Origin of the sequence: Novosphingobium humi, assembly GCF_028607105.1 — a bacterium.
In the GTDB taxonomy this organism is placed as follows: Bacteria; Pseudomonadota; Alphaproteobacteria; order Sphingomonadales; family Sphingomonadaceae; genus Novosphingobium; species Novosphingobium humi.
In genome coordinates this window covers 585,104-605,973 of sequence record NZ_CP117417.1, presented here as the reverse complement: position 1 = coordinate 605,973, position 20,870 = coordinate 585,104, and the positions used below count along the sequence as shown (strand labels likewise).

Below are 20,870 nucleotides of genomic sequence, written 5' to 3'. Positions count from 1 at the left end.
GCCGAACCCCATGGAATTTTCCACGCTCGACAACCCCCGCCTCACCTTTGCCTTCGCCTGCACCTTGCGTTTCACACGGGTTCAGATGGTGCCCGACATCCCATCGGGCGGCATGCGCAGCGCGGTCTATGTGGACGAAGGCACGTTTGAAGGGCCGCGCCTGCGCGGGCGCGCCGTGCCCAATTCGGGCGGCGATTATGCGCTGTTCCGCCCCGATGACACGGCCTGTTTCGACGCTCGCTATATGCTGGAGGAGGAAGACGGGACGCTGATCTATATGCAGAACAAGGGCTTTCTGTGGGGACGCGAACCGGGCGTCATGGACCGGCTGCGCCAATGGGCCTTTGCCGGGGGCGATCCGGTGCCACACGCCGAATATTACCTGCGCGCCCAGCCCAGCTTTGAAACCAGCAAGGGCAAGCATGACTGGCTGACCCGCCACGTCTTCATCGGCATCGGCGAGCGCCGCCCGGACGGCAACCATGTGCGCTATTACGCGCTGACATAAGGAGAGCCGCGATGCCTCTTGCCCAGATCGCCTATTCCGGGCGCGGGGTGGAACGGCCCCGCTATTACGCCAATGCCCATCACCGCGATGTGCTGGATATTGTATCGCACCCGATGCACGTGGAAAGCGCGCGGGGGTTGAATGCGAACATTGACCGAGAAGGGTTCACGCTGGCGATCCACGAAAGCGCCGTGACCGACTGGCGCGATCCCACCCAGATCGCTGGCGTCTATGCCGCCGAGATCGCCGCATTGGTGCAAAACGTCATCGGGGCCGATGAGGTGAAAGTCACGCCCCACGGCATCCTTCGCTTTTCGGAAAAGTCAGGCCTTGCGGGCAGCGGCAACAATTCCCACCCCGCCCGCTTTGCCCATATCGATGTTGCCGACGGATCATCGCGCATGATGGCCGAGCGAACCGCAGGCGGACGACCCTTCCGCCGCTATGCCGCGATCAATATCTGGCGCGCCCTCTCCCCCGCGCCGCAGGATGTGCCTCTCGCCCTGTGTGATGCGCGCAGCGTGGGGCCAAGCGATCTGATCGTGGCGGATGCGATCTTTGATGAGCCCGATGGGCGCGAATGGGGTTTCGAGGGGCTGCTGGTCGGGCATAATCCGGGGCATCGCTGGTTCTACTATCCCGATATGCATGCGGGCGAGGTCATCCTGTTCAAAACCAAGGACAGCGATGAGAATGTCGCGCGGCATATTCCCCATGTGGCGTTTAATGATCCATCCGCGCCGGGGAATGCGCCGCCTCGGTCGAGCATCGAGATGCGAGCAACGGCTTATTGGTGGGAATAAGGGATTAAGGCTGCCTCCGGCGGGCAAAGGGACTCGGTCCCTTTGCAATCCCAATACTGTCGGCGTTGCGCGATGGGGTCGGCCTTGGGTGTCGGGGCCATGTTTGAATGTTAAAGCCTGCGGCGCTCAACAGCACACCCTTTCTGCGCCGCAGGCTTTTTTTGGCGTCACGCCGCCGACCTGCCACAACTCCATAACGGGATTGCAAAGGGCCCACGCCCTTTGGCCGCCGGAGGCAAACTCCCTTCTTAATTCAAATCCGCAATCGTAATCTCCCGCCCTTCCAACGCCGCCTTGTTCGCCGCCCGCCGCATCCGCTCGACCTCCAACCGCTCGGGGGGCGCCTCATCCGATGGCAGCGCGGCCATGCTTTCCTCATAAATCGCCTTGAAATCCTCGGCGAATTCGGGGTGGGTAAAGATCAGGCCCTTCCCCTCGCTCATGCCCGAGAGGATACGCTGCCCAGCTTCGAGCGGGTCCATGCCAGCCGAGAAGACCTTGCCGAAATGTTCGAGCGCGCCGCGGTTCACCTCGCCAAAGCCGCTGTCGGCAAATTCGGCCGGGCGGCGAAAGGCCGAATCCCATGCGTTGGTGGCCACCAGCGCCGGGCAGACCAGCGAACAGCCTATGCCCAGCGGCACCAGATTGTAGCGCAAGCTCTCGGTCAGGCCCCGGACCGCGAATTTGCTGGCAGTATAGATGCCCGCCTGCGGGCCGGAGAGATAGGCGGCCATGCTGGCGATATTGATGACATGGCGGCGGCCGGTGGCGCGGCGCAGCGCGGGCAGGAAGGAGACCACGCCATTGACGACGCCGCCAAAGTTGACCCCCATGATCCAGTCATAATCGTCATAGGATGCCTCGGCGGTATTGCCGAAGACCGAGACGCCCGCATTGTTGACCACCAAATGCACCGCGCCGAAATGGGCCTCGACCTGCTCTGCGGCGCGGGCAAATCCCTCGCGGTCGGTTACGTCAAGGCGCACCCACAATGGCTCCTCCAGACCGTTTTGGGCAAACCATGCGGCCGCTTTGCTGCGGTAATCCTCGTTGCGCCAGGACAGTGCCAGACGCATCCCCGCCAGCGCAAAGGCCCGCGCTATGCCAAAGCCCAGCCCGGATACGCCGCCGCTGATAAAGGCCACCCGGCCTGCCCAGTCTTTCGTTTCCTCGCCCATGCATTTTCCCTCTCGCCAAGAGCATTATGATTGTTAGTATAGCATACAAATAGCCCCAAGGAATCGGGCTGGCAATATGGGAGAGTGACATGGCAGATACAGACGCCCGTCTGGCCGCGCTGGAGCGGCGCGTGCAGGAGTTGGAGGATATCAACGCGATCCGCCGCCTGCATTGGGCCTATGGTTACTATATCGACTTCAACCGGGCCGAAGATGTCGCCAATCTTTTTGCCGAAGACGGCGAGGTTATCTTTCTTTCGGGGATCTACAAGGGCCGCGAAGGCGCCTATCGCCTCTATGGCACATGGTTCAAATCTTTGTTCCTTGCGCCCGGCGAGGAAGGCCCCGCCTATGGCTTCCTGCTCGACCATTTCCAGATGCAGGACATCATCACCATCGCCCCCGATGGCCAGACCGCCAAGGGCCGCTTCCGCGGCATGCTGTTTGGCGGCAGCCATGAAAGCCGCGAGTTCAAGCCGCAGGGCCTGCCGCTGCAATTCATGGAGGCAGGCATCTATGAGAATGATTACGTTAAGGAAAACGGGGTCTGGAAGATCAAGCGCCTCGATTACATGATGCAGTGGCAGGGCGATTATGAAGCAGGCTGGTCAAAGACCACCGCGCATCTTCAGCCGCTGACCGAATGCTATCCGGCAAACCCCATCGGCCCGGATGAAATCCGCACGGCGGAATTGCGCCAGACGTGGCCGTATCGCCATGATGTGCCGATGCATTTCGCCCATCCGCGCTTCGGCGCCCTGCTCGCCGGACAGGTTCAGGAACCGGCCTGATCCTGAGGCTGCGCCGCTTCCCATTCGGCGATGCGGCGCAGAACCAGATCGGTCAAATGCCCCATTTCCCGCCGCTGCCTCACCGTCAGTTTGCCCAGCAGGCTTTCGGCCACGCCGTGCAGCATCGGCTGCATCCGGCGATAGGTCGCCTCACCTTCATCGGTCAGGCGGACCGGGCGGCGACGGCGGTTTTCCGGGTCGTTGAAATCCTCCACCCAGCCTCGCGCCTTGCACCCCGCGATCGCCCGGCTGACATTCATCGCAGACATGGCGGTAATATGCACCAGATCATGCCCGGCCAGCGGCCCTTCCCCGGCCAGCGCCATCAGCACCTTCACCTCGTTGGTGGAGGCGTCGAAGGGGTCGCATACCCCCACCTTCATCGGATCACCGATCAGGCTGCACAATTTGAGCAGGCTGATCAGCAGGTCGGTCAGACCGTCTTCGGCTGGGGCGTCTTCGGGCGGGGAAGCGGGCATGCTGTTACTGCTGTTCATGGTGGTAAAACTAACCACATTCGGGGGGCAAAAGGCAAGTTTTTTCCCCTTTTCACATTAACGAATGTGACCTTTTCGCATCAGTAACCCTATCAAGCAGGCCGGTCCCAAGAAAAACCCCCAAGCCTGCTTGCCAAGTTCAAAATCGTATGTATCACTCACAAACATCAGGGCTGAAACAGCCCGATATAGGAGAGGGAATCATGGCCAGGACTATTGGCATTTTTACTCGCGCGCGCCTGGTTCAGGCGGCTGCCACCACGGCGATGGCCTGTGCGCTGAGCGCCGCGCCCGCCTTCGCCGCCGAAGCCGCTGACGCTCCGCCCGCCGATGCCGCCGCAGAGCATGGTCTGAAAGAAATCGTGGTGACGGCCCAGTTCCGCTCGCAAAAGCTGCAGGACACGCCGCTTTCGATCACGGCGGTAACCTCCGACCTTTTGAAGTCGCGCAACCAGACCGACATCAGCCAGATTGCCGCCCAGGCCCCCAACGTTCAGCTCACGCAAATGGGCGGCGCTTTCGGCTCCTCGATGGCGGCCTATATCCGCGGCGTGGGCCAATATGACTTCAACCCCGCCTATGAGCCGGGCGTTGGCATCTATATCGACGATGTTTACTATGCCTCGCTCACCGGTTCGGTGATGGATCTGCTCGACCTCGACCGGGTTGAAGTGCTGCGCGGCCCGCAGGGCACGCTGACGGGGCGCAACTCGATCGGCGGCGCGATCAAGATGTTCTCGACCAAGCCGAGCGCGGAAAATTCGGGCAATATCGAGGCTGCCTATGGTGCGCGCAACCGTCTGGACCTGCGCGGCAGCATGAATTTCGCGCTGACTGACTCGCTGTTCGTGCGCGTGTCGGGCGTTCACAAGCGCCAGGACGGCTATGTGAACATGATCGACTATGGCTGCGCCAATCCCGGCAACTCGCTGGGTATCACGGGCAATCCCAATACCGGCAAGGGCTGTGTGATCGGCAAGCTGGGCGAGAAGAATTACACCGGCGCGCGCGCCTCGATCCGCTACAACCCGAATGACAAGCTCGACTGGATCGTTTCGGGCGATTATACCTACGAAAACCGCAGCAATGCCGCCAGTGTGCTGACCGTGGACAACACGGCCAAGACCGGCGGGGTCGATTTCCGCTGCGGCAATTTCTGCACCTATGCCAATTTCTACATGCCCGCCGGCGGCCAGGCAGGGCAGGCCTATACGATGCCGATGAACACGATGTTCACCGGCTGGGGCGTATCGAGCAATCTGAAGTATACGCTCAGCGACAATCTCAACCTCCAGTCGATCACCGCCTATCGCAAGTATCACCAGACCTTTGGCACCGACGACGATTTCACCCCCTATGGACCGATAGGCGGGGCCGGTTACAATGACCTGACCTTCCGCTTCTTCAGCCAGGAACTGCGCCTGAACGGCAAGATCGGCAGCCTGGCCGAATGGACCATCGGCGGTTTCTACAATGACCAGACCTCGGTCTATTTCACCCGTCAGGACATTCGCTACATCGTGCCGAACGTGCCCAGCTTCTACCTGCAATTCCAGGGCAACGATCCGGTCAAGGCCAATTCCAAGGCCGGTTTTGCCACGCTGATCCTGCATCCCACCTCCAAACTCAACGTGACGGCGGGCCTGCGCTATACCAGCGAGCACAAGGATTACACCTTTGTCCGCCAGAACTGGTCGGGCGGCGCGCTGGTTGATCCGTTCGGCGTGGGCGCGCTTAATGGCAGCGTGGCCAATTACGACGGCAACAAGCTCGACTGGCGCATTTCGGCCGACTATCGCTTCAGCCCGCAACTGATGGCCTATGCCACGGTCAGCACCGGCTTCAAAGGCGGCGGCGTGACGGCGCGTCCGTTCACCAAGACGCAGGCCACCAACGGCACGTTCCGCCCCGAAACGCTCACTTCTTATGAACTGGGCCTCAAGAGCGACCTGTTCGACCGTCGTCTGCGCCTGAACCTGGCCGGTTTCGTCAATGACTACAAGAACATCCAGCTGCCGATCTCGGATTGTTCGCTGCTCGACGGCTTCGCGCCGGGCACCGATCCCTATCCCTGCGCCGCCATTCAGAATGCGGGCGATGGCAAGATGTGGGGTCTTGAAGGCGAACTTTCGGCCACGCCGATTGACGGCCTGAACATCGATGCCACGCTGAGCTGGATCGATGGCGAATGGAACCGGATCAGCGCGCAGGTCACCTCGATCAAACTGTCCGATCCGATCACCTCGCCCAATTGGCGCGGCAGCGCGGGCATCCAGTACACCGCCGATCTGGGCGGCAAGAACGGCACACTGACCCCGCGTTTTGACCTTGTCTATACCGGGCGCCAGCAGATCGGCCGCCTGACTGTGACCAGCCCGCTGGATTACAACCCGGCCTTTGCGCTGGCCAATGCCCGCCTGACCTGGAAAAACCCCAAGGAGGATCTGGCGATCAGCTTTGAAGTGTCGAACCTGTTTGACAAATACTACTACCTGCCGCTGCGCTTCCAGGCGCTCTATGCCTCGGCGGGCACGGTTTACAGCAATGTGGGCCGTCCGCGCGAATGGGCGATCTCGGTTCGCAAGTCTTTCTGAACCGAGACTTTTGACGCAATTGATGGGGGCGGATCGCTTGGGTCCGCCCCTTTTTTTGCGCCTGCGTTTTCCCGGTTGACAGCCACGCGCGCGATGCGCATCATCCATAACAATTGTTATAAAAATTGGAGAGGAAGAGGTCCGTGAAACTGACCCTGCCGCCGCGGGTTGGCCCGCAATCCTTTGACGCCGCGCTCAAGGCTTTTGCCGGGGTTGTGGGGGCCGGATGGGTGATGTCATCCGATGCCGACCGCGATGCCTATGCCGATGCCTATGCGCCCGGATCGCCCGAACGCTGGCCCGCGTCCGCCGCTGTGGCCCCCGCTTCGGTCGAGGAGGTGCGCGCCATCGTGCGCATCGCCAATGAATACAAGGTGCCGCTCTGGCCGGTCGCGCGGGGCAAGAACCTTGGCTATGGCACCGCCGCGCCGCGCATGGCGGGCTCGGTCGTGCTGGATCTGGGGCGGATGAACCGCATCCTGGAACTCGACCCGAAACTGGCCTATGCGGTGGTTGAACCGGGCGTGGGCTTTTTCGACCTGCATGACGAGGTCGAGCGGCAAAAGGCCCCGCTCTGGCTCTCGGTCCCCGGCAATGGCTGGGGCAGCGTGATCGGCAATGCTCTGGAGCATGGCATCGGCTACACGCCCTATGGGTTGCACGCGCGCAATCTGTGCGGGATCGAGGCGGTGCTGCCCGATGGCGACCTTTTGCGCACCGGCATGGGCGCGATGAAGGACAATCCGGCGTGGCACCTGTTTCCGATGAATTACGGCCCGACATGGGATCTGGCCTTCAGCCAGTCGAACCTTGGCGTGGTCACCAAGGCGGGCCTGTGGATGCAGCCCGCGCCCGAAACCAGCCTTGAGCTGACCTGGGACATCCCCGAGGAGGAGGACATCGGCTGGGTCATCGACACGGTGACGCCGCTGAAAATTGCGGGCGTGATCGACCAGAACGTGTTCATCCCCAGTTGGCTGGGCAAGATCGTCGTGCTGGGCACGCGCAAGGATTTCTGGGACAAGCCCACAGCCATGCCCGAATGGCGCGTCAAGGAACTGCTCAAGCAATACCAACTTGGCTACTGGCGCGTCTCGATCCGGCTTTATGGCGACGAGAGCGTCAACAAGGCCAAGGCCGAGGTCATCAAGGCGGCCTTCAAACGCCATCTCGCCGCCCCCGCCATGGAAAGTTGGTGGCGTCAGGGCGATCCCAAGCCGCCGCTCGATCTGGCGCTGGGCACGCCCTCGGCGGTGCCGTTGCAGATGTCGGACTGGGTGGGCGGCCGGGGGGCACATCTGGGCTTCTCCCCCGTTGTTCCCGCCACGTCAGAGCATGTGATGGGACAGTTGAAGCGCAGCCGCAAGATCATCGCCGACCACGACGTCGATTTCTATGCCAGCTTCACCATCGGCGGGCGCTTTGCCAACAATGTCAACATGCTGATGTATGACCGCGACAATGCGGCGCAGGTCGACAATATGAAAAAACTGTTCAACGCGCTGATCACCGAGACCGCCAAGGCCGGTTACGGCGAATATCGCACCCATCTTGGCTGGATGGACCGGGTGATGGACACGTTCGATTTCAACGATCACGCGCTGCGCCGCTTTGGCGAAAAGGTCAAGGACGCGCTGGACCCCAATGGCATCATCGCGCCGGGCAAACAGGGCATCTGGCCCTCGGCCTATCGCGCCATGCAGAAGGAGGGCGCGGAATGAGCCGTTTCCTGCTGGCCATCGCCTTGCTCGCCCCTGCAACCGCCATGGCCGCGCCCGGCGGCGTGCCCGAATTGCCGCCCTATCAGATGCGCGCGGCCCAGCCTGCGGGCGACCGTCTGCAACCGGGGCGCGATCCGCGCGCGGTGTTTGAGCATTCCTGCGGCTATTGCCATCTGGCGGGCGGCATGGGCACCAATCTGCTGACCAAGCAGATGATGATGATAAAACGCCCGCCCTCCGATGGCTTGCTGACCAATCGGCGCGACCTGACCGCCAATTATGTCAAGGCGGTGGTGCGCGGCGGCAAGGGGGCGATGCCCGCCCAGACCCGCGTGGACCTCACCGATGCGGAATTGAACGCGGTGGCGGCCTATCTTGCGCAAAAGCCGGCAAAGGGGAAAAAGTGATGCTGCGCCTTTCCCGCCGCCGCCTGTTGCAGGGCGCGGGCGCGGCCGGATTGGTCGCAGCCCAGCCCGCGCTGGCCGCCTCCTCCCCCGCGCTGCTGGTCTATGACAGCCGTATTCCCGAAAGCGCGGCCTTTGCCGCCGCCTCGGCCAATCCGGCGCGCCATGATCTGGCGCAAGGCCGTCTCGACCCGCGCCGGATCGCCGCCATTGGCCGCATCGAGGGCCTGACCCGGCACAGCGATTATGTCGCCCTGTCGCTCGCCCTGCGCCTGCAGGGCATGCGTCGTCACGATGACCGGCGGCTGCCGCCGTCAATTTCCATCCGCGACCACCTGTTCCGCTGGTCACTGGGCAGGGAGCCGGAAATCAACCGCTGGGGTTAGGCCCCCAGCCGCTGCAACCATGCGGCGGCCTTTTTCGGCTCGCCCACCGCGTCGGAACGCACCGGCCCGCGTTGGCTCAGAAACTCGGCATGGAGATCAAATTCCTCCATGCCGAGTTTTTCGCGCATATCATTGATGGTTTCGGCCAGTTCGTTCAACTCGGCCAGCATCGGGGCGGCTTTCGCCCGCGCATGGCGGTCCTGCTGATGATCGAACAGGCCCCACTGGCCCGCCGCCGTCACCCGCAGCGCCGCGATCAAGGCATCACGATATTCGGCCTCGGCCTCTTCACGCTGGGCCTCCAGCCGTTCCAGACGATCGGCGCGTGCCATCAGCGCTTGTTGAGCGCGGCTTCGCATTCCGCGATCAGCGAGGCCATGATATCGGCCACCGGCTCTTCCTTGGTGACCATGCCAACCGACTGGCCCGCCATCAGCGAGCCGTTTTCCACATCGCCCTCGATCACCGCCCGGCGCAGCGCGCCCGCCCAGTAGCGCTCGATCAGCAGTTGCGCATCATGCATGTCCACCTCGCCCGCATCCAGCTTGGCGGCCACTTCGCGCTGCTTGGCGGTGAATTCCTCGGTGCCCTTGTTCTTCAGCGCGCGCACCGGGATCACCGGCAGGCGCGGATCGACCTGCACGCTGGCCACCGCCTCGCGCGCGGCGGCGCGGAAGAAGGCCTTCTTGAAATCGGGATGGGCGATGGATTCGGTCGCCGCCGCAAAACGGGTGCCCAACTGCACGCCCGCCGCGCCCATTTCCAGATAGGAGGCAATCGCCTCGCCCCGGCCGATGCCGCCCGCCACGAAAACAAGATAATCTTCGGCCAGCGCGGGCAGGAACTCCTGCGCCAGGACAGACGTTGCAACAGGACCGATATGACCGCCCGCCTCGGACCCTTCAATCACCAGCGCATCGGCGCCGCTGCGCAGCAGCTTCTTGGCCAGCGCCAGCGTGGGGGCAAAGACCAGCACCTTGGCGCCGAAAGCCTTGATTGCCTCGACGCTGCCCTTGGGCGGAATGCCGCCGGCCAGAACCACATGGGTCACGCCATGGCGCGCGCAAACCTCGATCAGTTCGAACAGCTTGGGATGCATGGTGATCAGATTGACGCCAAAGGGCTTGGAGGTCAGCGCCTTGGTCGCCGCAATTTCGGCGTCGAGCAATTCAGGCGTCATCGCCCCGCAGGCAATCACGCCGAACCCGCCCGCATTGCTGATCGCGGCGACCAGATTGCGTTCCGAAACCCAGCTCATCGCGCCGCACAGGATCGCATATTCACTGCCCAGAAATGCCTTGCCGCGCGCCATCAGGGTTTCGGTCTTGGTGGGCATCGGCAATTCCTCCTGCATCATGGCGCGGCCTGCGCGAAATCTGATGCGCGCCCTTAGGGCTCCTGCGCGGATCAGGCAAGCATCGCGCACATCGCAATCGCCAAATTCGATCACTGTGATACAATCACACCATTTCACCGATAAGTTACCATGGGATAGTTCTTGGCCATCAGGCACACCAAAGGGGATGCACCATGAATGCTGAATCGAAATGCCCTTTCCACGCGAAAGCCAGCCGCACCGCCGTTGTGGCCGCGCTCACCAATGACATGTGGTGGCCCAACCGGCTGAACCTGAAAGTCCTCTCGCAGCACAGCGAAAAGGTCGCCCCCAAGGGACAAAGCTCCTATGCGCAGGCCTTTGCCGCGCTCGATCTGAACGCCGTCAAGGCCGACATCAAGGCCCTGATGACCCGATCGCAGGACTGGTGGCCCGCCGATTACGGCCATTACGGCCCGCTCTTCATCCGTATGGCATGGCACAGCGCAGGCACCTATCGCACCTTTGACGGGCGCGGCGGGGCCTCGACCGGCAACCAGCGCTTTGCCCCGCTCAACGCATGGCCCGACAATGTTAACCTCGACAAGGCGCGCCTGCTGCTCTGGCCGATCAAGCAGAAATATGGCGAGGCCTTGAGCTGGGCCGATCTGATGATCCTGACCGGCAATTGCGCGCTGGAATCGATGGGCCTGCTCACGGTGGGCTTTGGCGGCGGGCGCGAGGACATCTGGGAGCCGGAAGACGACGTCTATTGGGGCCGCGAGGCCAAGTGGCTGGACGACGAACGCTATAGCGGCGACCGTGAACTGGAAAGCCCGCTGGCCGCGGTGCAGATGGGCCTCATCTATGTGAACCCCGAAGGCCCCAACGGCACGCCCGATCCGCTGGCCAGCGCGCGCGACATCCGCGAGACTTTCGCCCGCATGGCGATGGATGACACCGAAACCGTCGCGCTGATCGCGGGGGGGCACACATTCGGCAAGGCGCATGGCGCGGGCGACGCGGCCCTTGTCGGCCCCGACCCCGAGGCCGCCGACATCACCGCGCAGGGCCTGGGCTGGATCAGCAGCCATGGCACCGGGCGCGGCGCCGACACCATCACCAGCGGTCTGGAAGGCGCATGGACGCCCAACCCCACCCAATGGGACAATGGCTATTTCGACACGCTGTTGGGCTATGAATGGGAATTGACCAAGAGCCCGGCCGGAGCGCACCAGTGGAAGCCCAAGGGCGATGCGGGCGCAGACACCGTGCCCGACGCGCATGACCCGGCCAAACGCCACGCGCCGATCATGTTCACCAGCGACATCGCGCTCATCACCGATCCGGCCTATCGCACCATCAGCGAAAACTTCCACAAGAACCCCGACCAACTGGCCAAGGCCTTTGCCGAGGCATGGTTCAAGCTGACCCACCGCGACATGGGGCCGATCACGCGTTATCGCGGCGCCGAGGTGCCGGCCGAGCCGCGCATCTGGATGGACCCGGTGCCGCCGGTCGATCATCCGCTGGTCGATGCCGCCGATGTGGCCGCGCTCAAGGCGCAGGTTCTGGATTCGGGCCTGTCCATCGGGCGGCTGGTGGCCACGGCATGGGCCTCGGCCAGCACCTATCGCGGGTCGGACCGGCGCGGTGGCGCCAATGGCGCGCGCATCGCTCTGGCGCCCCAGCGCGACTGGGCGGTCAATGATCCGGCCGAACTGGCCAAGGCGCTCGCGGTCTATGCCGCGATCAAGGCCGGGTTCGACGCGGCCCATGCGCCCAAGAAGGTCAGCCTTGCCGATCTGATCGTGCTGGGCGGTGATGCGGCGGTCGAGGCGGCGGCCAAGGCGGCCGGGGTCGATCTCTCGATCCCGTTCCATCCGGGCCGCACCGACGCCACGGCCGAGCAGACCGATGCGGAAAGCTTTGCCGTGCTGGAGCCGAAGGTCGATGGCTTCCGCAATTTCCGTTCCGGTGCGCTGGCGCGTTCGGAAGAGGAACTGCTGGTGGACCGCGCGCAATTGCTTGGCCTGACCGCGCCGGAGATGACGGTGCTGGTGGGCGGCCTGCGCGTGCTGGGCGCCAACAGCGCGGGTTCAAAGCTGGGCGTGTTCACCGACCGGGTGGGCGTGCTGACCAATGACTTCTTCCGCAATCTGCTGGGCGCGACCACCGCGCTGGTGTGGAAACAGAACGAGGATGGCAGCTTCACCGGCCATGACCGCGCCACCGGCAAGGCAGCGCTTGAAGGCAGCCGGGTCGATCTGATCTTTGGCTCGAACGCGCAATTGCGGGCGCTGGCCGAATATTACGCCGCCGATGATGCGATGGCGAGATTCGTCGCCGATTTCGCCAAAACATGGACCAAAGTGATGGAAGCCGACCGCTTCGATCTCTGATAGGTTCTTAAACAAGGGGCCGGTTCAATCCCCTCACGGCCGGTTCCCGCGCCCCTCTTTCGGCACAGCCGGAAGAGGGGTTTTGCCTGAAAATCACAATCTCCACCACTTCGATAGAATTTCTTTGCTGCAAGAGCCGCGCTAATCTGGTCTGCATCGGGTCCGGCGCCAATAACGCCTTGCAGACAGAAGAGAGCCTCTCGTGTCCCTCAGCCTCGCCTCTTTCAGCCTTGAAGCGCTTCTGCCCTACATCGGCATCGGTTTTGCCGCGCAATTGGTGGATGGCGCGCTGGGCATGGCCTTTGGCGTGATCTCCTCCACGCTGCTGGTCAGCGCGATGGGCGTGCCGCCCGCGCGGGCCAGCGCGGGGGTGCATCTGGTCGAATTCTTCACCACGGGCGCCTCGGGGCTCAGCCATATCCTGCATCGCAATGTGGACTGGAAATTGTTCGGACGGCTTGCCGTGCCGGGGGTGATCGGCGGTGTGGCGGGGGCCACGGTGCTGTCGCATATTGATGCTTCGGTGGCGCGGCCTTTCGTGATGGCCTATCTGGCGCTGATCGGGCTTTACCTGTTCTACAAGGCCTTTCACTACCCTTCGGAAAAGCTGCATGACGAGGCGCGCATCACCATGCCGCTGGGGCTGATCGGGGGCTTTCTCGATGCGTCGGGCGGGGGCGGCTGGGGGCCGGTCGTTACCTCCAACCTGCTGCTGCAAGGCACCGATCCGCGCAAGACGGTGGGCACAGTCAACACCGCCGAATTCGTGCTGACCTTCGCGGTATCGGCCACCTTTATCTTCAATTCCGGCTTTGCCGCCTTCACCACCGTTACCGGCGGCCTGCTGGTGGGGGGGCTGCTGGCCGCGCCCTTTGGCGCCTGGTTTGCCAAGCGCATCGCGCCCAGACATCTGCTGATCATGGTCAGCATCGTGCTGATGGCCACCAGTTCCTTTGCGATCTATAAGGCGTTGGCGTAAAAAAGGGGGCGGCGCCATCGCTGGCCCGCCCCCTTTTGCATTCCGGCTCACACCGCTCAATAGGGCGGCTTGTGCAAGCCCTTGGGGCTGAGGGTGAAGATCTCGCAGCCATCCTCGGTAATGCCGATCGAATGTTCGAACTGGGCTGAAAGCGAGCGATCGCGCGTCACCGCCGTCCAGCCGTCGTCGAGCATCTTGACCCCCGGCTTGCCCAAATTGATCATCGGTTCGATGGTGAAGAACATGCCCGGCTTCAATTCCGGCCCGGTGCCCGGCATGCCGACATGCACCACCTCGGGCGAATCATGGAACAGGCGGCCAAGGCCATGGCCGCAGAAGTCGCGCACCACGCCGTAACGATGCGCCTCGGCATGACGCTGGATCGCATGGCCGATATCGCCCAGACGCACGCCCGGACGCGCCATCTCCACGCCGATCATCAGGCATTCATAGGTCACATCGACCAACCGCCGCGCCTTCAACGGCACATCGCCCACCAGATACATACGGCTGGAATCGCCATGCCATCCGTCGAGCAGCGGGGTCACGTCGATGTTGACGATATCGCCGTCCTTCAACACCTTGTCGCCCGGAATGCCATGGCAGATCACATGGTTGATCGAGGTGCAGCAGCTATGCGCAAAGCCGCGATAGCCCAGTGTGGCCGGAACCGCCCCGCCATCCAGCGTCATCTGGCGCACGATGTCGTCGATTTCGCCCGTTGTGACGCCGGGCTTGACCACCTCGGTCAGCGCGTCAAGAATTTCGGCGGCCAGACGACCGGCGCGGCGCATCCCTTCAAACGCGGCGGGACCATGCAGCTTGATCGTGCCGTCGCGCAGCACGGTGTCGCCATCAGCGACGATCTGATATTGTGTCATGCCTCTTATATAGCGCCAAACGCGAAAATTGACAGAGGGCGCAGGCTCATTTGCCCAAAGCGAAACTGTCGCGATATTCAGGGCGCACCGCCGCCATCACCCGCGCATCCACGGGCAACGTGATCTCATAATCCCCCTCGGCATAGGCCCCGGCCTCATAGGGGCCGACCAGAATGCCGATGCGGTTGAAATGCGCGCGATCGCTGCTGCCCAGAATGAGCGTGGAGGCGACCGGGTCGATACAATTGTTGGGCCATTCGCCCGAACGCACCACCGGTTCGCCGCGCCGCTTGGCCCGTTCCTTGTCGAGCATCGCGCAGAAAGGCTCGCGGATCGCGGCCGAAAGCGCCGCCTTGCCGGTGAACAGATCCTCGGCCTTGCGCTGCTGCCCCGCCGCCTTGTCCCAGAGCAGCGCGCGATAGCCATGGTTGGGATGCGCGCCGCCCGAATCCTCAAAAATCGTGGCCGACAGGCTGAGCCAACCGGGCAGATCGGTGACCACTTTCCATTCCACGCCAATGGCCCATGGACGGAAAGGGAAATTGTCGGTCTTGGCCTCCTTGGCCGCCGCGCGCGCCTCCTTGGCCAGCCGCGACTGTTGCTGGCGCATATCGGCCTCCAGCCAGTTTTTCAGGCCCGGTATGCCCGCCGCCGCCGCAGGATAGCTGTAGTCGAATTCAAAGAAGTCATTGGCGATCTTGACCTTGCGTGCCTCGCCCGGAATCGGGCTGGACGGCGCGGCATGGGTCGGCACGGCGCCCGAGGCGGCACTGGCGCCTTGCGAGGGCGCATCGCCCGCCCCGCCGCAGGCCGCCGCGAAAAGGGCAAGAGACAGGACCGGTCCTGCCGTCACAATCGCCCGAGCCTTGATCATGCCTGCCAACTCCATGCCATTCGCGCCCAAGGATAGAGCGCCCCCGCCCCCATGCAAGCTGGATGATTATCTGGATTGAAGCGCGCCCCCGGCTGGGTCCATAAGGGGCCATGTCCAAGACCCACACCGCCTCCGCCGACCCTTCGCATTATGGTCAGAATCAACCGGATCTGGTCCAGCCCGACCGCCAGCAGGCCGCAACGCCCATCCATCTGGTGGACAAGGCTTCCTATGAGGAATGGCTCAAAGGCCGAACGCCGGCGCAGCGCGCCGCTTTGGCCGGGCAGAAGTTCAAGGGCGAGGCGGGCAGCCATGCGGTCATCCCCGATGGCGACGGCTTTGCCGTGGCGGCGGGCGTGGCGCGCCTCGATGTGCTGGGCAGTTGGTGCCTTGGCAAATTGGGCGATGTTCTGCCGGGCGGTTTCTATCGCCTTGTGCCTGCCGGTCCGTGCAGCGCCGGTGCCGCCTTCATCGGCTGGGCGCTGGGGCAATATCGCTATGACCGCTATCGTCAGGACGGCAATGGCGAAGCGCCGCGTATCCTGCTGACCGGCGAGGTCAAGGCCATCGCCCCCGCTCTGGCCGAGGTGGGGGCGGTGGCGCTGGTGCGCGATCTGGTCAATACGCCCGCCGAACATCTGGGCCCGGCCGAGTTGGAGCATGAGGCCGAAATGCTGGCCAAGGCCCATCGCGCCACGATCCGCGTCACCCGCGGCGAGGCGCTGGAGCATGATTTTCCGATGGTCCATATGGTGGGCCGCGCCGCCGCGCGATCCCACTCGCCGCGCATGATCGAGATCGAATGGGGCGATGAGAAAGCCCCGCGTCTGGCCATTGTCGGCAAGGGCGTGTGTTTCGATTCGGGCGGGCTGGATATCAAGCCGTCCAGCGCGATGCTGATTATGAAGAAGGATATGGGCGGGGCGGCCCATGCCCTCGCCCTTGCGCGGCTGGTGATGGAGGCCGGGCTGAAGGTGCGGCTGCATCTGCTGATCCCGGCGGTGGAGAATGCGGTATCGGGCGGGTCGTTCCGCCCCGGCGACGTGCTGCGCAGCAGGGCGGGCATTTCGGTGGAAATCGGCAATACCGATGCCGAGGGGCGCCTGATCCTTGGCGATGCCTTGACGCGGGCCAGCGAGGGCAAGCCGGATCTGATCCTCGATTTCGCCACGCTGACGGGCGCGGCGCGGGTGGCGCTGGGGCCGGACCTGCCTGCGATGTTTGCGAGGACCGACGGTACGGCGCAGGCTCTGCTCGATGCCGGATTGGCCTGCGATGATCCGGTCTGGCGGCTGCCATTGTATGACGGCTATCGTGAATGGCTGAAATCCGACATTGCCGACATGAACAACGCCCCCGCAGGCGGCTTTGCCGGGGCCAGCGTCGCCGCGCTCTTCCTCGACCGCTTTGTGGGCGAAGGCATCGACTGGGCGCATTTCGACACTTTCGCATGGCGCCCTACGCCCAAGCCCGGACGCCCCAAGGGCGGCGATGCACTGGGCCTGCGCGCGGCATGGGCGATGGTGCGGGCGCGGTTTGGGTGAAGCGCTTACTACTTTTGATGAGCCCTGTACTATTTCTGGCATGCCTGCCCATGCAGGCCATCTGTACTGGCTATAATTGTTCAGGGTGGCCTGCCTATAGCCTGTTGTTATTTGGCTGGATGGCTCCCTTCGCGGCCTCCGCTAATATGGGCTGGTGGGCGAACCCAACCCTTATGGTTTCATGGGTAATGGGGTGGAATGGGCGAAACAGTTCAGCCGTTGCGCTGGCCGTCATCGCCTTAGGTTTCTGCCTGCTTCCTTGGCTTTTCCCCGTTGTCATGGTCAATGAAGGGGGCATTACAGGTGACATTGACGGCTATCGCTCAGGCTATTTCCTGTGGCTGGTCTCAGCCATCGTCAATCTCTGCACGCAATTTGCACTTTTGCATCTAGCTCGGACAGAATGAGCGCAAAACTTGCGAAAACCGCGCCTTCCGGCTAAGCGCCCGCCTTTCCGTGTCGGGGGCAGGCGAGTTTGTCTATGTTTGAAAATCAGGTTCCGGCTTTGGGCGCTTCTTTCGCATTGAGCGGCCCTGCGGCGAAACCCGATCCGGCCCGCGTGCCCGTGCGCGGCGATGTTGCGCATATTCGTCTGGCAGGGCAAGTGTTTGTGCCGCATTATGTGGTGCCTATGCCGCATCGCGCGATGGGCGAAACCAAGGTTTTGCGCGCTCCTGAGGGCGAGGCCATCGCCAGCCTGAATGCGGGCGCGCAATTTGATGTGCTGGATCTGGCGGGCGGCCATGCCTGGGGCGAGATTCCCGGCGGCATGGTCGGCTATATTGCCGCCGATCAACTGGAGAAACTGGCATGAGCCTGAGCGTGTTCATCGATGGTGCGGCGGGCACCACGGGTCTGGAAATCGCCGACCGGCTGGGCGGGCGGTCGGAATTCGACCTGATCATTCTGGATGACACACGCCGCAAGGACAGCAGCGCGCGCAAGGAAGCGCTGCACACCGCCGATTTCGCGATCCTGTGCCTGCATGATGACGCCGCGCGCGAAGCCGTCGAGATGGCGCAGGGGTCCAAGGTGCGCATCATTGACGCCAGCACCGCCCATCGCGTGACGCCGGGCTGGACCTATGGCTTTCCCGAGATCGTCGGGCGCGATGCGGTGGCGGGGGCGAATCGCGTCGCCAATCCGGGCTGCTATCCCACCGGCTTTATCGCGCTGATCGCGCCGCTGGTGCGCGCCGGACTGCTGCCTGCCGATTGGCCCTATACGGTCAATGCCGTGTCGGGCTATTCGGGCGGCGGCAAGGCGCTGATCGAGCGGTTTGAAGAAGACCGCGACATCGCCTTTCGTGCCTATGGTCTGGGCATGGGGCACAAGCATGTGCCCGAAATGACGCGCTATGCCGGGCTTGCCCATGCGCCGGTCTTTGCCCCCAGCGTGATCCCGGCCCATCGCGGCATGTGGGTCGAGGTGCCGCTGCCTCTGGCCGCGATCCCCGGCGCGGCTTCGGTCGATGCACTGCGCGAAGGGCTGGCCGCGTTTTATGCAGGCGGCTCGATCGTGCGCGTGGCCGAGGCGGGCTTGCCTGCCGAAATGCTGCTGCGGGCCTCGATGGCGCCTTCCGACGCGCTCACGCTGCATGTTTTCGGCAGCGCCGACGGCACGCAGGCGCGTCTTGTCGCCGTGCTCGACAATCTGGGCAAGGGCGCGAGCGGCGCTGCGGTGCAAAGCCTCAACCTGATGGCGGGTCTGCCCGAAACGGCGGGGCTTGCGCTCTGATCCCTTTTGGGGGCTCTTTCCGGCGCGAAAGAGCCCCTTTTACCGCCATGCTCAAAATGTAGGCAGTGCTGCCTAAAAAATGATCGCAAAATTGGCGGTTTGAGTCATTATCCTGCCCGCACACCCCCGGTTTTCCGGAAAATCTTTCGCACAAAGCCGCATTTCAGAGGTTTTCCTCAGGCTTCCTTTGTCCTATCCCTTCCCAATCGACTCTGGCACGAATCTTGTTAGATCCTTACCAGCGTCAACCGCAGCAGGTCCGGCCATCGCGGCTTGGATGCTGGCGTAATTGCGCACTGCGGTGGCCGCTTTGGCCCCGCCAATGAGGGATGGTGCAGGCGTGAAAAAGATCGAGGCGATCATCAAGCCGTTCAAGCTGGATGAGGTTAAGGAAGCGCTGCACGAAGTGGGCGTGTCCGGCATCACCGTGACCGAGGCCAAGGGTTTTGGCCGCCAGAAGGGTCACACCGAACTGTATCGCGGCGCAGAATATGTCGTCGATTTCCTGCCCAAGGTTAAGCTTGAGGTGGTTGTGGCCGACGATCTGGCCGCACGCGTGGTCGAAGCCATCGCAGGCGCGGCCCAGACCGGCCGCATCGGCGACGGCAAGATCTTCGTGATCCCCGTCGACAACGCCCTGCGTATCCGCACCGGCGAACGCGACAACGACGCGGTCTGATCCCTTGCCCGATCCCTGCCCCGTCAGGGATCGGGCGCAGGGCAAAGGCATCACGGGGCGGGGCGCCTTACATAAGCAATTTGAAATCTTTGCCGGTGGTTAGAACCTGTCGACCCCGGCCATAATGCGGAGAACTATCGGAATGGCAACTGCAGCAGACATCCTTGCGCGGATCAAGGATGAGGAAATCGAGTGGGTCGACCTGCGCTTCACCGACCCCAAGGGCAAGTGGCAGCACCTCACCATGGTCGCCTCGGTCCTGGGTGAAAGCGAACTCGAAGACGGCCTGATGTTCGACGGTTCGTCGATCGAAGGCTGGAAGGCCATCAACGAGTCGGACATGATCCTCAAGCCCGACCTCGACGCTGTCTATGTCGATCCGTTCTCGGCCACCCCGATGCTGATCCTGGTCTGCGACATCGTCGAACCCTCGACCGGCGAACTCTATGCCCGCGACCCGCGTTCGACCGCCAAGCGCGCCGAAGGCTTCGTGCAGTCGACCGGCCTTGGCGACACCGTCTATGTCGGCCCCGAAGCCGAATTCTTCGTCTTTGACGACGTGCGCTTCTACGACGGCTACAACGGCAACGGCTTCATGATCGACGACATCGAACTGCCGACCAACTCGAACAAGGCCTATGAAGGCGGCAACCTTGCCCACCGTCCGCGCGCCAAGGGCGGCTACTTCCCCGTGGCCCCGGTCGACAGCCTGGTCGATATCCGCGCCGAAATGGTCAGCACCATGATCGACATGGGCCTGCCCTGCGACAAGCACCACCACGAAGTGGCCTCCGCTCAGCACGAGCTGGGTCTGACCTTCGGCAAGCTGACGCAGACCGCCGACCGCATGCAGGTCTACAAGTATGTCGTGCATCAGGTCGCCAATGCCTATGGCAAGACCGCCACGTTCATGCCCAAGCCGATCATGAAGGACAACGGCAGCGGCATGCACACCCACATCTCGATCTGGGATAAGGGTCAGAACACGTTCGCCGGCAACGGCTACGCCGGTCTGTCGGACACCTGCCTGTACTTCATCGGCGGCGTCATCAAGCACGCCAAGGCCCTGAACGCTTTCACCAACCCGACCACCAACAGCTACAAGCGTCTGGTGCCGGGCTATGAAGCCCCCGTTCTGCTGGCCTACTCGGCCCGTAACCGTTCGGCCTCGTGCCGCATCCCCTACGGCGCCGGCACCAAGGCGAAGCGCGTTGAATTCCGCTTCCCCGACGCGATGGCCAACCCCTACCTGTGCTATGCCGCTCTGTTGATGGCTGGTCTTGACGGTATCAAGAACAAGATCCACCCCGGCGAAGCCATGGACAAGAACCTGTACGATCTGCCGCCCGAAGAACTGGCCGAAGTCCCCACCGTTTGCGGTTCGCTCCGCGAAGCTCTGGACTCGCTGGCTGCTGACCACGACTTCCTCCTCGAAGGCGGCGTGTTCACCAAGGACCAGATCGACTCCTACCTCGAACTCAAGTGGCCCGAAGTGCTGCGCTGGGAAACCACGCCGTCGGCCGTCGAGTTCGACATGTACTACAGCGCCTGATTTTTCAGGATCGCTGCAAGGCACA

General features: G+C 63.1%; 21 protein-coding genes. 15 read left to right on the top strand and 6 right to left on the bottom strand.

Going from position 1 to position 20,870, the window contains the following annotated elements; translation table 11 throughout:
* The first annotated feature begins 10 nt into the window (after positions 1-10).
* Both PQ457_RS02840 and PQ457_RS02835 read left to right on the top strand, forming a co-directional pair.
* Entirely contained in the window at positions 11-508 is a 498-nt protein-coding gene (locus PQ457_RS02840; protein ID WP_273618278.1) for a DUF3237 domain-containing protein, read from the top strand.
* 11 nt (positions 509-519) lie between these two features.
* Positions 520-1,311: a CmcJ/NvfI family oxidoreductase gene (locus PQ457_RS02835; protein ID WP_273618277.1), complete on the top strand. Its 792-nt coding sequence runs from the start codon at positions 520-522 to the stop codon at positions 1,309-1,311.
* Positions 1,312-1,559: 248 nt separating this feature from the next.
* On the opposite strand, the gene PQ457_RS02830 is transcribed toward PQ457_RS02835, so the two are convergent.
* A complete protein-coding gene (locus PQ457_RS02830) occupies positions 1,560-2,489 on the bottom strand; it encodes an SDR family oxidoreductase (protein WP_273618276.1) in 930 nt (309 codons plus the stop codon).
* 89 nt (positions 2,490-2,578) lie between these two features.
* Between PQ457_RS02830 and PQ457_RS02825 the strand changes: the two genes are divergently transcribed.
* The gene (locus PQ457_RS02825) at positions 2,579-3,280 is read left to right on the top strand and encodes a nuclear transport factor 2 family protein (protein WP_273618275.1); all 702 of its coding nucleotides are present in this window, start codon (positions 2,579-2,581) and stop codon (positions 3,278-3,280) included.
* Here the strand turns inward: PQ457_RS02825 and PQ457_RS02820 are convergent.
* Positions 3,265-3,777, bottom strand: a complete 513-nt coding sequence (locus tag PQ457_RS02820; RefSeq protein WP_273618274.1) for a MarR family winged helix-turn-helix transcriptional regulator — start codon at positions 3,775-3,777, stop codon at positions 3,265-3,267. The genes PQ457_RS02825 and PQ457_RS02820 overlap by 16 nt on opposite strands.
* A gap of 203 nt (positions 3,778-3,980) precedes the next feature.
* Here PQ457_RS02820 and PQ457_RS02815 point away from each other — a divergent pair, with 203 nt between their 5' ends.
* From PQ457_RS02815 to PQ457_RS02800, 4 genes are all read left to right on the top strand, one after another.
* Positions 3,981-6,371, top strand: coding sequence for a TonB-dependent receptor (locus PQ457_RS02815; protein ID WP_273618273.1), 2,391 nt, complete (start codon positions 3,981-3,983; stop codon positions 6,369-6,371).
* Between the two features lie 143 nt (positions 6,372-6,514).
* Positions 6,515-8,092 carry an FAD-binding oxidoreductase gene (locus PQ457_RS02810; protein ID WP_273618272.1) on the top strand — a complete coding sequence of 526 codons (1,578 nt, stop codon included), beginning with the start codon at positions 6,515-6,517 and terminating at the stop codon, positions 8,090-8,092.
* On the top strand, positions 8,089-8,499 hold the full coding sequence (locus PQ457_RS02805) for a c-type cytochrome (RefSeq protein WP_273618271.1): 411 nt from the start codon (positions 8,089-8,091) through the stop codon (positions 8,497-8,499). The genes PQ457_RS02810 and PQ457_RS02805 overlap by 4 nt, the downstream gene beginning before the upstream one ends.
* On the top strand, positions 8,499-8,882 hold the full coding sequence (locus tag PQ457_RS02800) for a hypothetical protein (protein ID WP_273618270.1): 384 nt from the start codon (positions 8,499-8,501) through the stop codon (positions 8,880-8,882). The genes PQ457_RS02805 and PQ457_RS02800 overlap by 1 nt, the downstream gene beginning before the upstream one ends.
* Here the strand turns inward: PQ457_RS02800 and PQ457_RS02795 are convergent.
* Both PQ457_RS02795 and PQ457_RS02790 read right to left on the bottom strand, forming a co-directional pair.
* Positions 8,879-9,214, bottom strand: a complete 336-nt coding sequence (locus tag PQ457_RS02795) for a hypothetical protein (RefSeq protein ID WP_273618269.1) — start codon at positions 9,212-9,214, stop codon at positions 8,879-8,881. The genes PQ457_RS02800 and PQ457_RS02795 overlap by 4 nt on opposite strands.
* On the bottom strand, positions 9,214-10,218 hold the full coding sequence (locus PQ457_RS02790; protein ID WP_273618268.1) for an NAD(P)H-dependent flavin oxidoreductase: 1,005 nt from the start codon (positions 10,216-10,218) through the stop codon (positions 9,214-9,216). Before PQ457_RS02790 ends, PQ457_RS02795 begins: the two co-directional genes overlap by 1 nt.
* Before the next feature lie 194 nt (positions 10,219-10,412).
* On the opposite strand from PQ457_RS02790, the gene katG reads away from it, so the two are divergent.
* Both katG and PQ457_RS02780 read left to right on the top strand, forming a co-directional pair.
* Positions 10,413-12,599 carry a catalase/peroxidase HPI gene (gene katG, locus PQ457_RS02785; protein WP_273618267.1) on the top strand — a complete coding sequence of 729 codons (2,187 nt, stop codon included), beginning with the start codon at positions 10,413-10,415 and terminating at the stop codon, positions 12,597-12,599.
* A 202-nt stretch (positions 12,600-12,801) separates the two neighbouring features.
* Positions 12,802-13,578, top strand: coding sequence for a sulfite exporter TauE/SafE family protein (locus PQ457_RS02780; protein WP_273618266.1), 777 nt, complete (start codon positions 12,802-12,804; stop codon positions 13,576-13,578).
* A gap of 56 nt (positions 13,579-13,634) precedes the next feature.
* On the opposite strand, the gene map is transcribed toward PQ457_RS02780, so the two are convergent.
* Positions 13,635-14,459, bottom strand: coding sequence for a type I methionyl aminopeptidase (map, locus tag PQ457_RS02775; protein WP_273618265.1), 825 nt, complete (start codon positions 14,457-14,459; stop codon positions 13,635-13,637).
* Between the two features lie 46 nt (positions 14,460-14,505).
* Positions 14,506-15,333, bottom strand: a complete 828-nt coding sequence (locus PQ457_RS02770; RefSeq protein ID WP_273618264.1) for a DUF4163 domain-containing protein — start codon at positions 15,331-15,333, stop codon at positions 14,506-14,508.
* Positions 15,334-15,443: 110 nt separating this feature from the next.
* Here PQ457_RS02770 and PQ457_RS02765 point away from each other — a divergent pair, with 110 nt between their 5' ends.
* From PQ457_RS02765 to glnA, 6 genes are all read left to right on the top strand, one after another.
* Positions 15,444-16,877 carry a leucyl aminopeptidase family protein gene (locus PQ457_RS02765; protein ID WP_273618263.1) on the top strand — a complete coding sequence of 478 codons (1,434 nt, stop codon included), beginning with the start codon at positions 15,444-15,446 and terminating at the stop codon, positions 16,875-16,877.
* A gap of 50 nt (positions 16,878-16,927) precedes the next feature.
* Positions 16,928-17,284 carry a hypothetical protein gene (locus tag PQ457_RS02760; RefSeq protein ID WP_273618262.1) on the top strand — a complete coding sequence of 119 codons (357 nt, stop codon included), beginning with the start codon at positions 16,928-16,930 and terminating at the stop codon, positions 17,282-17,284.
* A gap of 116 nt (positions 17,285-17,400) precedes the next feature.
* Positions 17,401-17,691, top strand: a complete 291-nt coding sequence (locus PQ457_RS02755; protein WP_273618261.1) for an SH3 domain-containing protein — start codon at positions 17,401-17,403, stop codon at positions 17,689-17,691.
* Positions 17,688-18,614 (top strand): N-acetyl-gamma-glutamyl-phosphate reductase, encoded by a 927-nt coding sequence (gene argC / locus PQ457_RS02750; protein ID WP_273618260.1) that lies wholly within the window; start codon positions 17,688-17,690, stop codon positions 18,612-18,614. Before PQ457_RS02755 ends, argC begins: the two co-directional genes overlap by 4 nt.
* A gap of 340 nt (positions 18,615-18,954) precedes the next feature.
* Positions 18,955-19,293, top strand: coding sequence for a P-II family nitrogen regulator (locus tag PQ457_RS02745; RefSeq protein WP_168605132.1), 339 nt, complete (start codon positions 18,955-18,957; stop codon positions 19,291-19,293).
* A gap of 142 nt (positions 19,294-19,435) precedes the next feature.
* Positions 19,436-20,845 carry a type I glutamate--ammonia ligase gene (glnA, locus tag PQ457_RS02740; protein ID WP_273619232.1) on the top strand — a complete coding sequence of 470 codons (1,410 nt, stop codon included), beginning with the start codon at positions 19,436-19,438 and terminating at the stop codon, positions 20,843-20,845.
* The last annotated feature ends 25 nt before the right edge of the window (positions 20,846-20,870 follow it).

Coding starts and splice junctions, on each gene's coding strand:
- PQ457_RS02820 (WP_273618274.1), bottom strand. CDS start 3,777: ATGAACAGCAGTAACAGCATGCCCGCTTCCCCGCCCGAAGACGCCCCA.
- PQ457_RS02840 (WP_273618278.1), top strand. CDS start 11: ATGGAATTTTCCACGCTCGACAACCCCCGCCTCACCTTTGCCTTCGCC.
- PQ457_RS02825 (WP_273618275.1), top strand. CDS start 2,579: ATGGCAGATACAGACGCCCGTCTGGCCGCGCTGGAGCGGCGCGTGCAG.
- katG (WP_273618267.1), top strand. CDS start 10,413: ATGAATGCTGAATCGAAATGCCCTTTCCACGCGAAAGCCAGCCGCACC.
- PQ457_RS02770 (WP_273618264.1), bottom strand. CDS start 15,333: ATGATCAAGGCTCGGGCGATTGTGACGGCAGGACCGGTCCTGTCTCTT.
- PQ457_RS02765 (WP_273618263.1), top strand. CDS start 15,444: ATGTCCAAGACCCACACCGCCTCCGCCGACCCTTCGCATTATGGTCAG.
- glnA (WP_273619232.1), top strand. CDS start 19,436: ATGGCAACTGCAGCAGACATCCTTGCGCGGATCAAGGATGAGGAAATC.
- map (WP_273618265.1), bottom strand. CDS start 14,459: ATGACACAATATCAGATCGTCGCTGATGGCGACACCGTGCTGCGCGAC.
- PQ457_RS02800 (WP_273618270.1), top strand. CDS start 8,499: ATGCTGCGCCTTTCCCGCCGCCGCCTGTTGCAGGGCGCGGGCGCGGCC.
- PQ457_RS02805 (WP_273618271.1), top strand. CDS start 8,089: ATGAGCCGTTTCCTGCTGGCCATCGCCTTGCTCGCCCCTGCAACCGCC.
- PQ457_RS02790 (WP_273618268.1), bottom strand. CDS start 10,218: ATGCCCACCAAGACCGAAACCCTGATGGCGCGCGGCAAGGCATTTCTG.
- PQ457_RS02830 (WP_273618276.1), bottom strand. CDS start 2,489: ATGGGCGAGGAAACGAAAGACTGGGCAGGCCGGGTGGCCTTTATCAGC.
- PQ457_RS02760 (WP_273618262.1), top strand. CDS start 16,928: ATGCAGGCCATCTGTACTGGCTATAATTGTTCAGGGTGGCCTGCCTAT.
- argC (WP_273618260.1), top strand. CDS start 17,688: ATGAGCCTGAGCGTGTTCATCGATGGTGCGGCGGGCACCACGGGTCTG.
- PQ457_RS02795 (WP_273618269.1), bottom strand. CDS start 9,214: ATGGCACGCGCCGATCGTCTGGAACGGCTGGAGGCCCAGCGTGAAGAG.
- PQ457_RS02815 (WP_273618273.1), top strand. CDS start 3,981: ATGGCCAGGACTATTGGCATTTTTACTCGCGCGCGCCTGGTTCAGGCG.
- PQ457_RS02835 (WP_273618277.1), top strand. CDS start 520: ATGCCTCTTGCCCAGATCGCCTATTCCGGGCGCGGGGTGGAACGGCCC.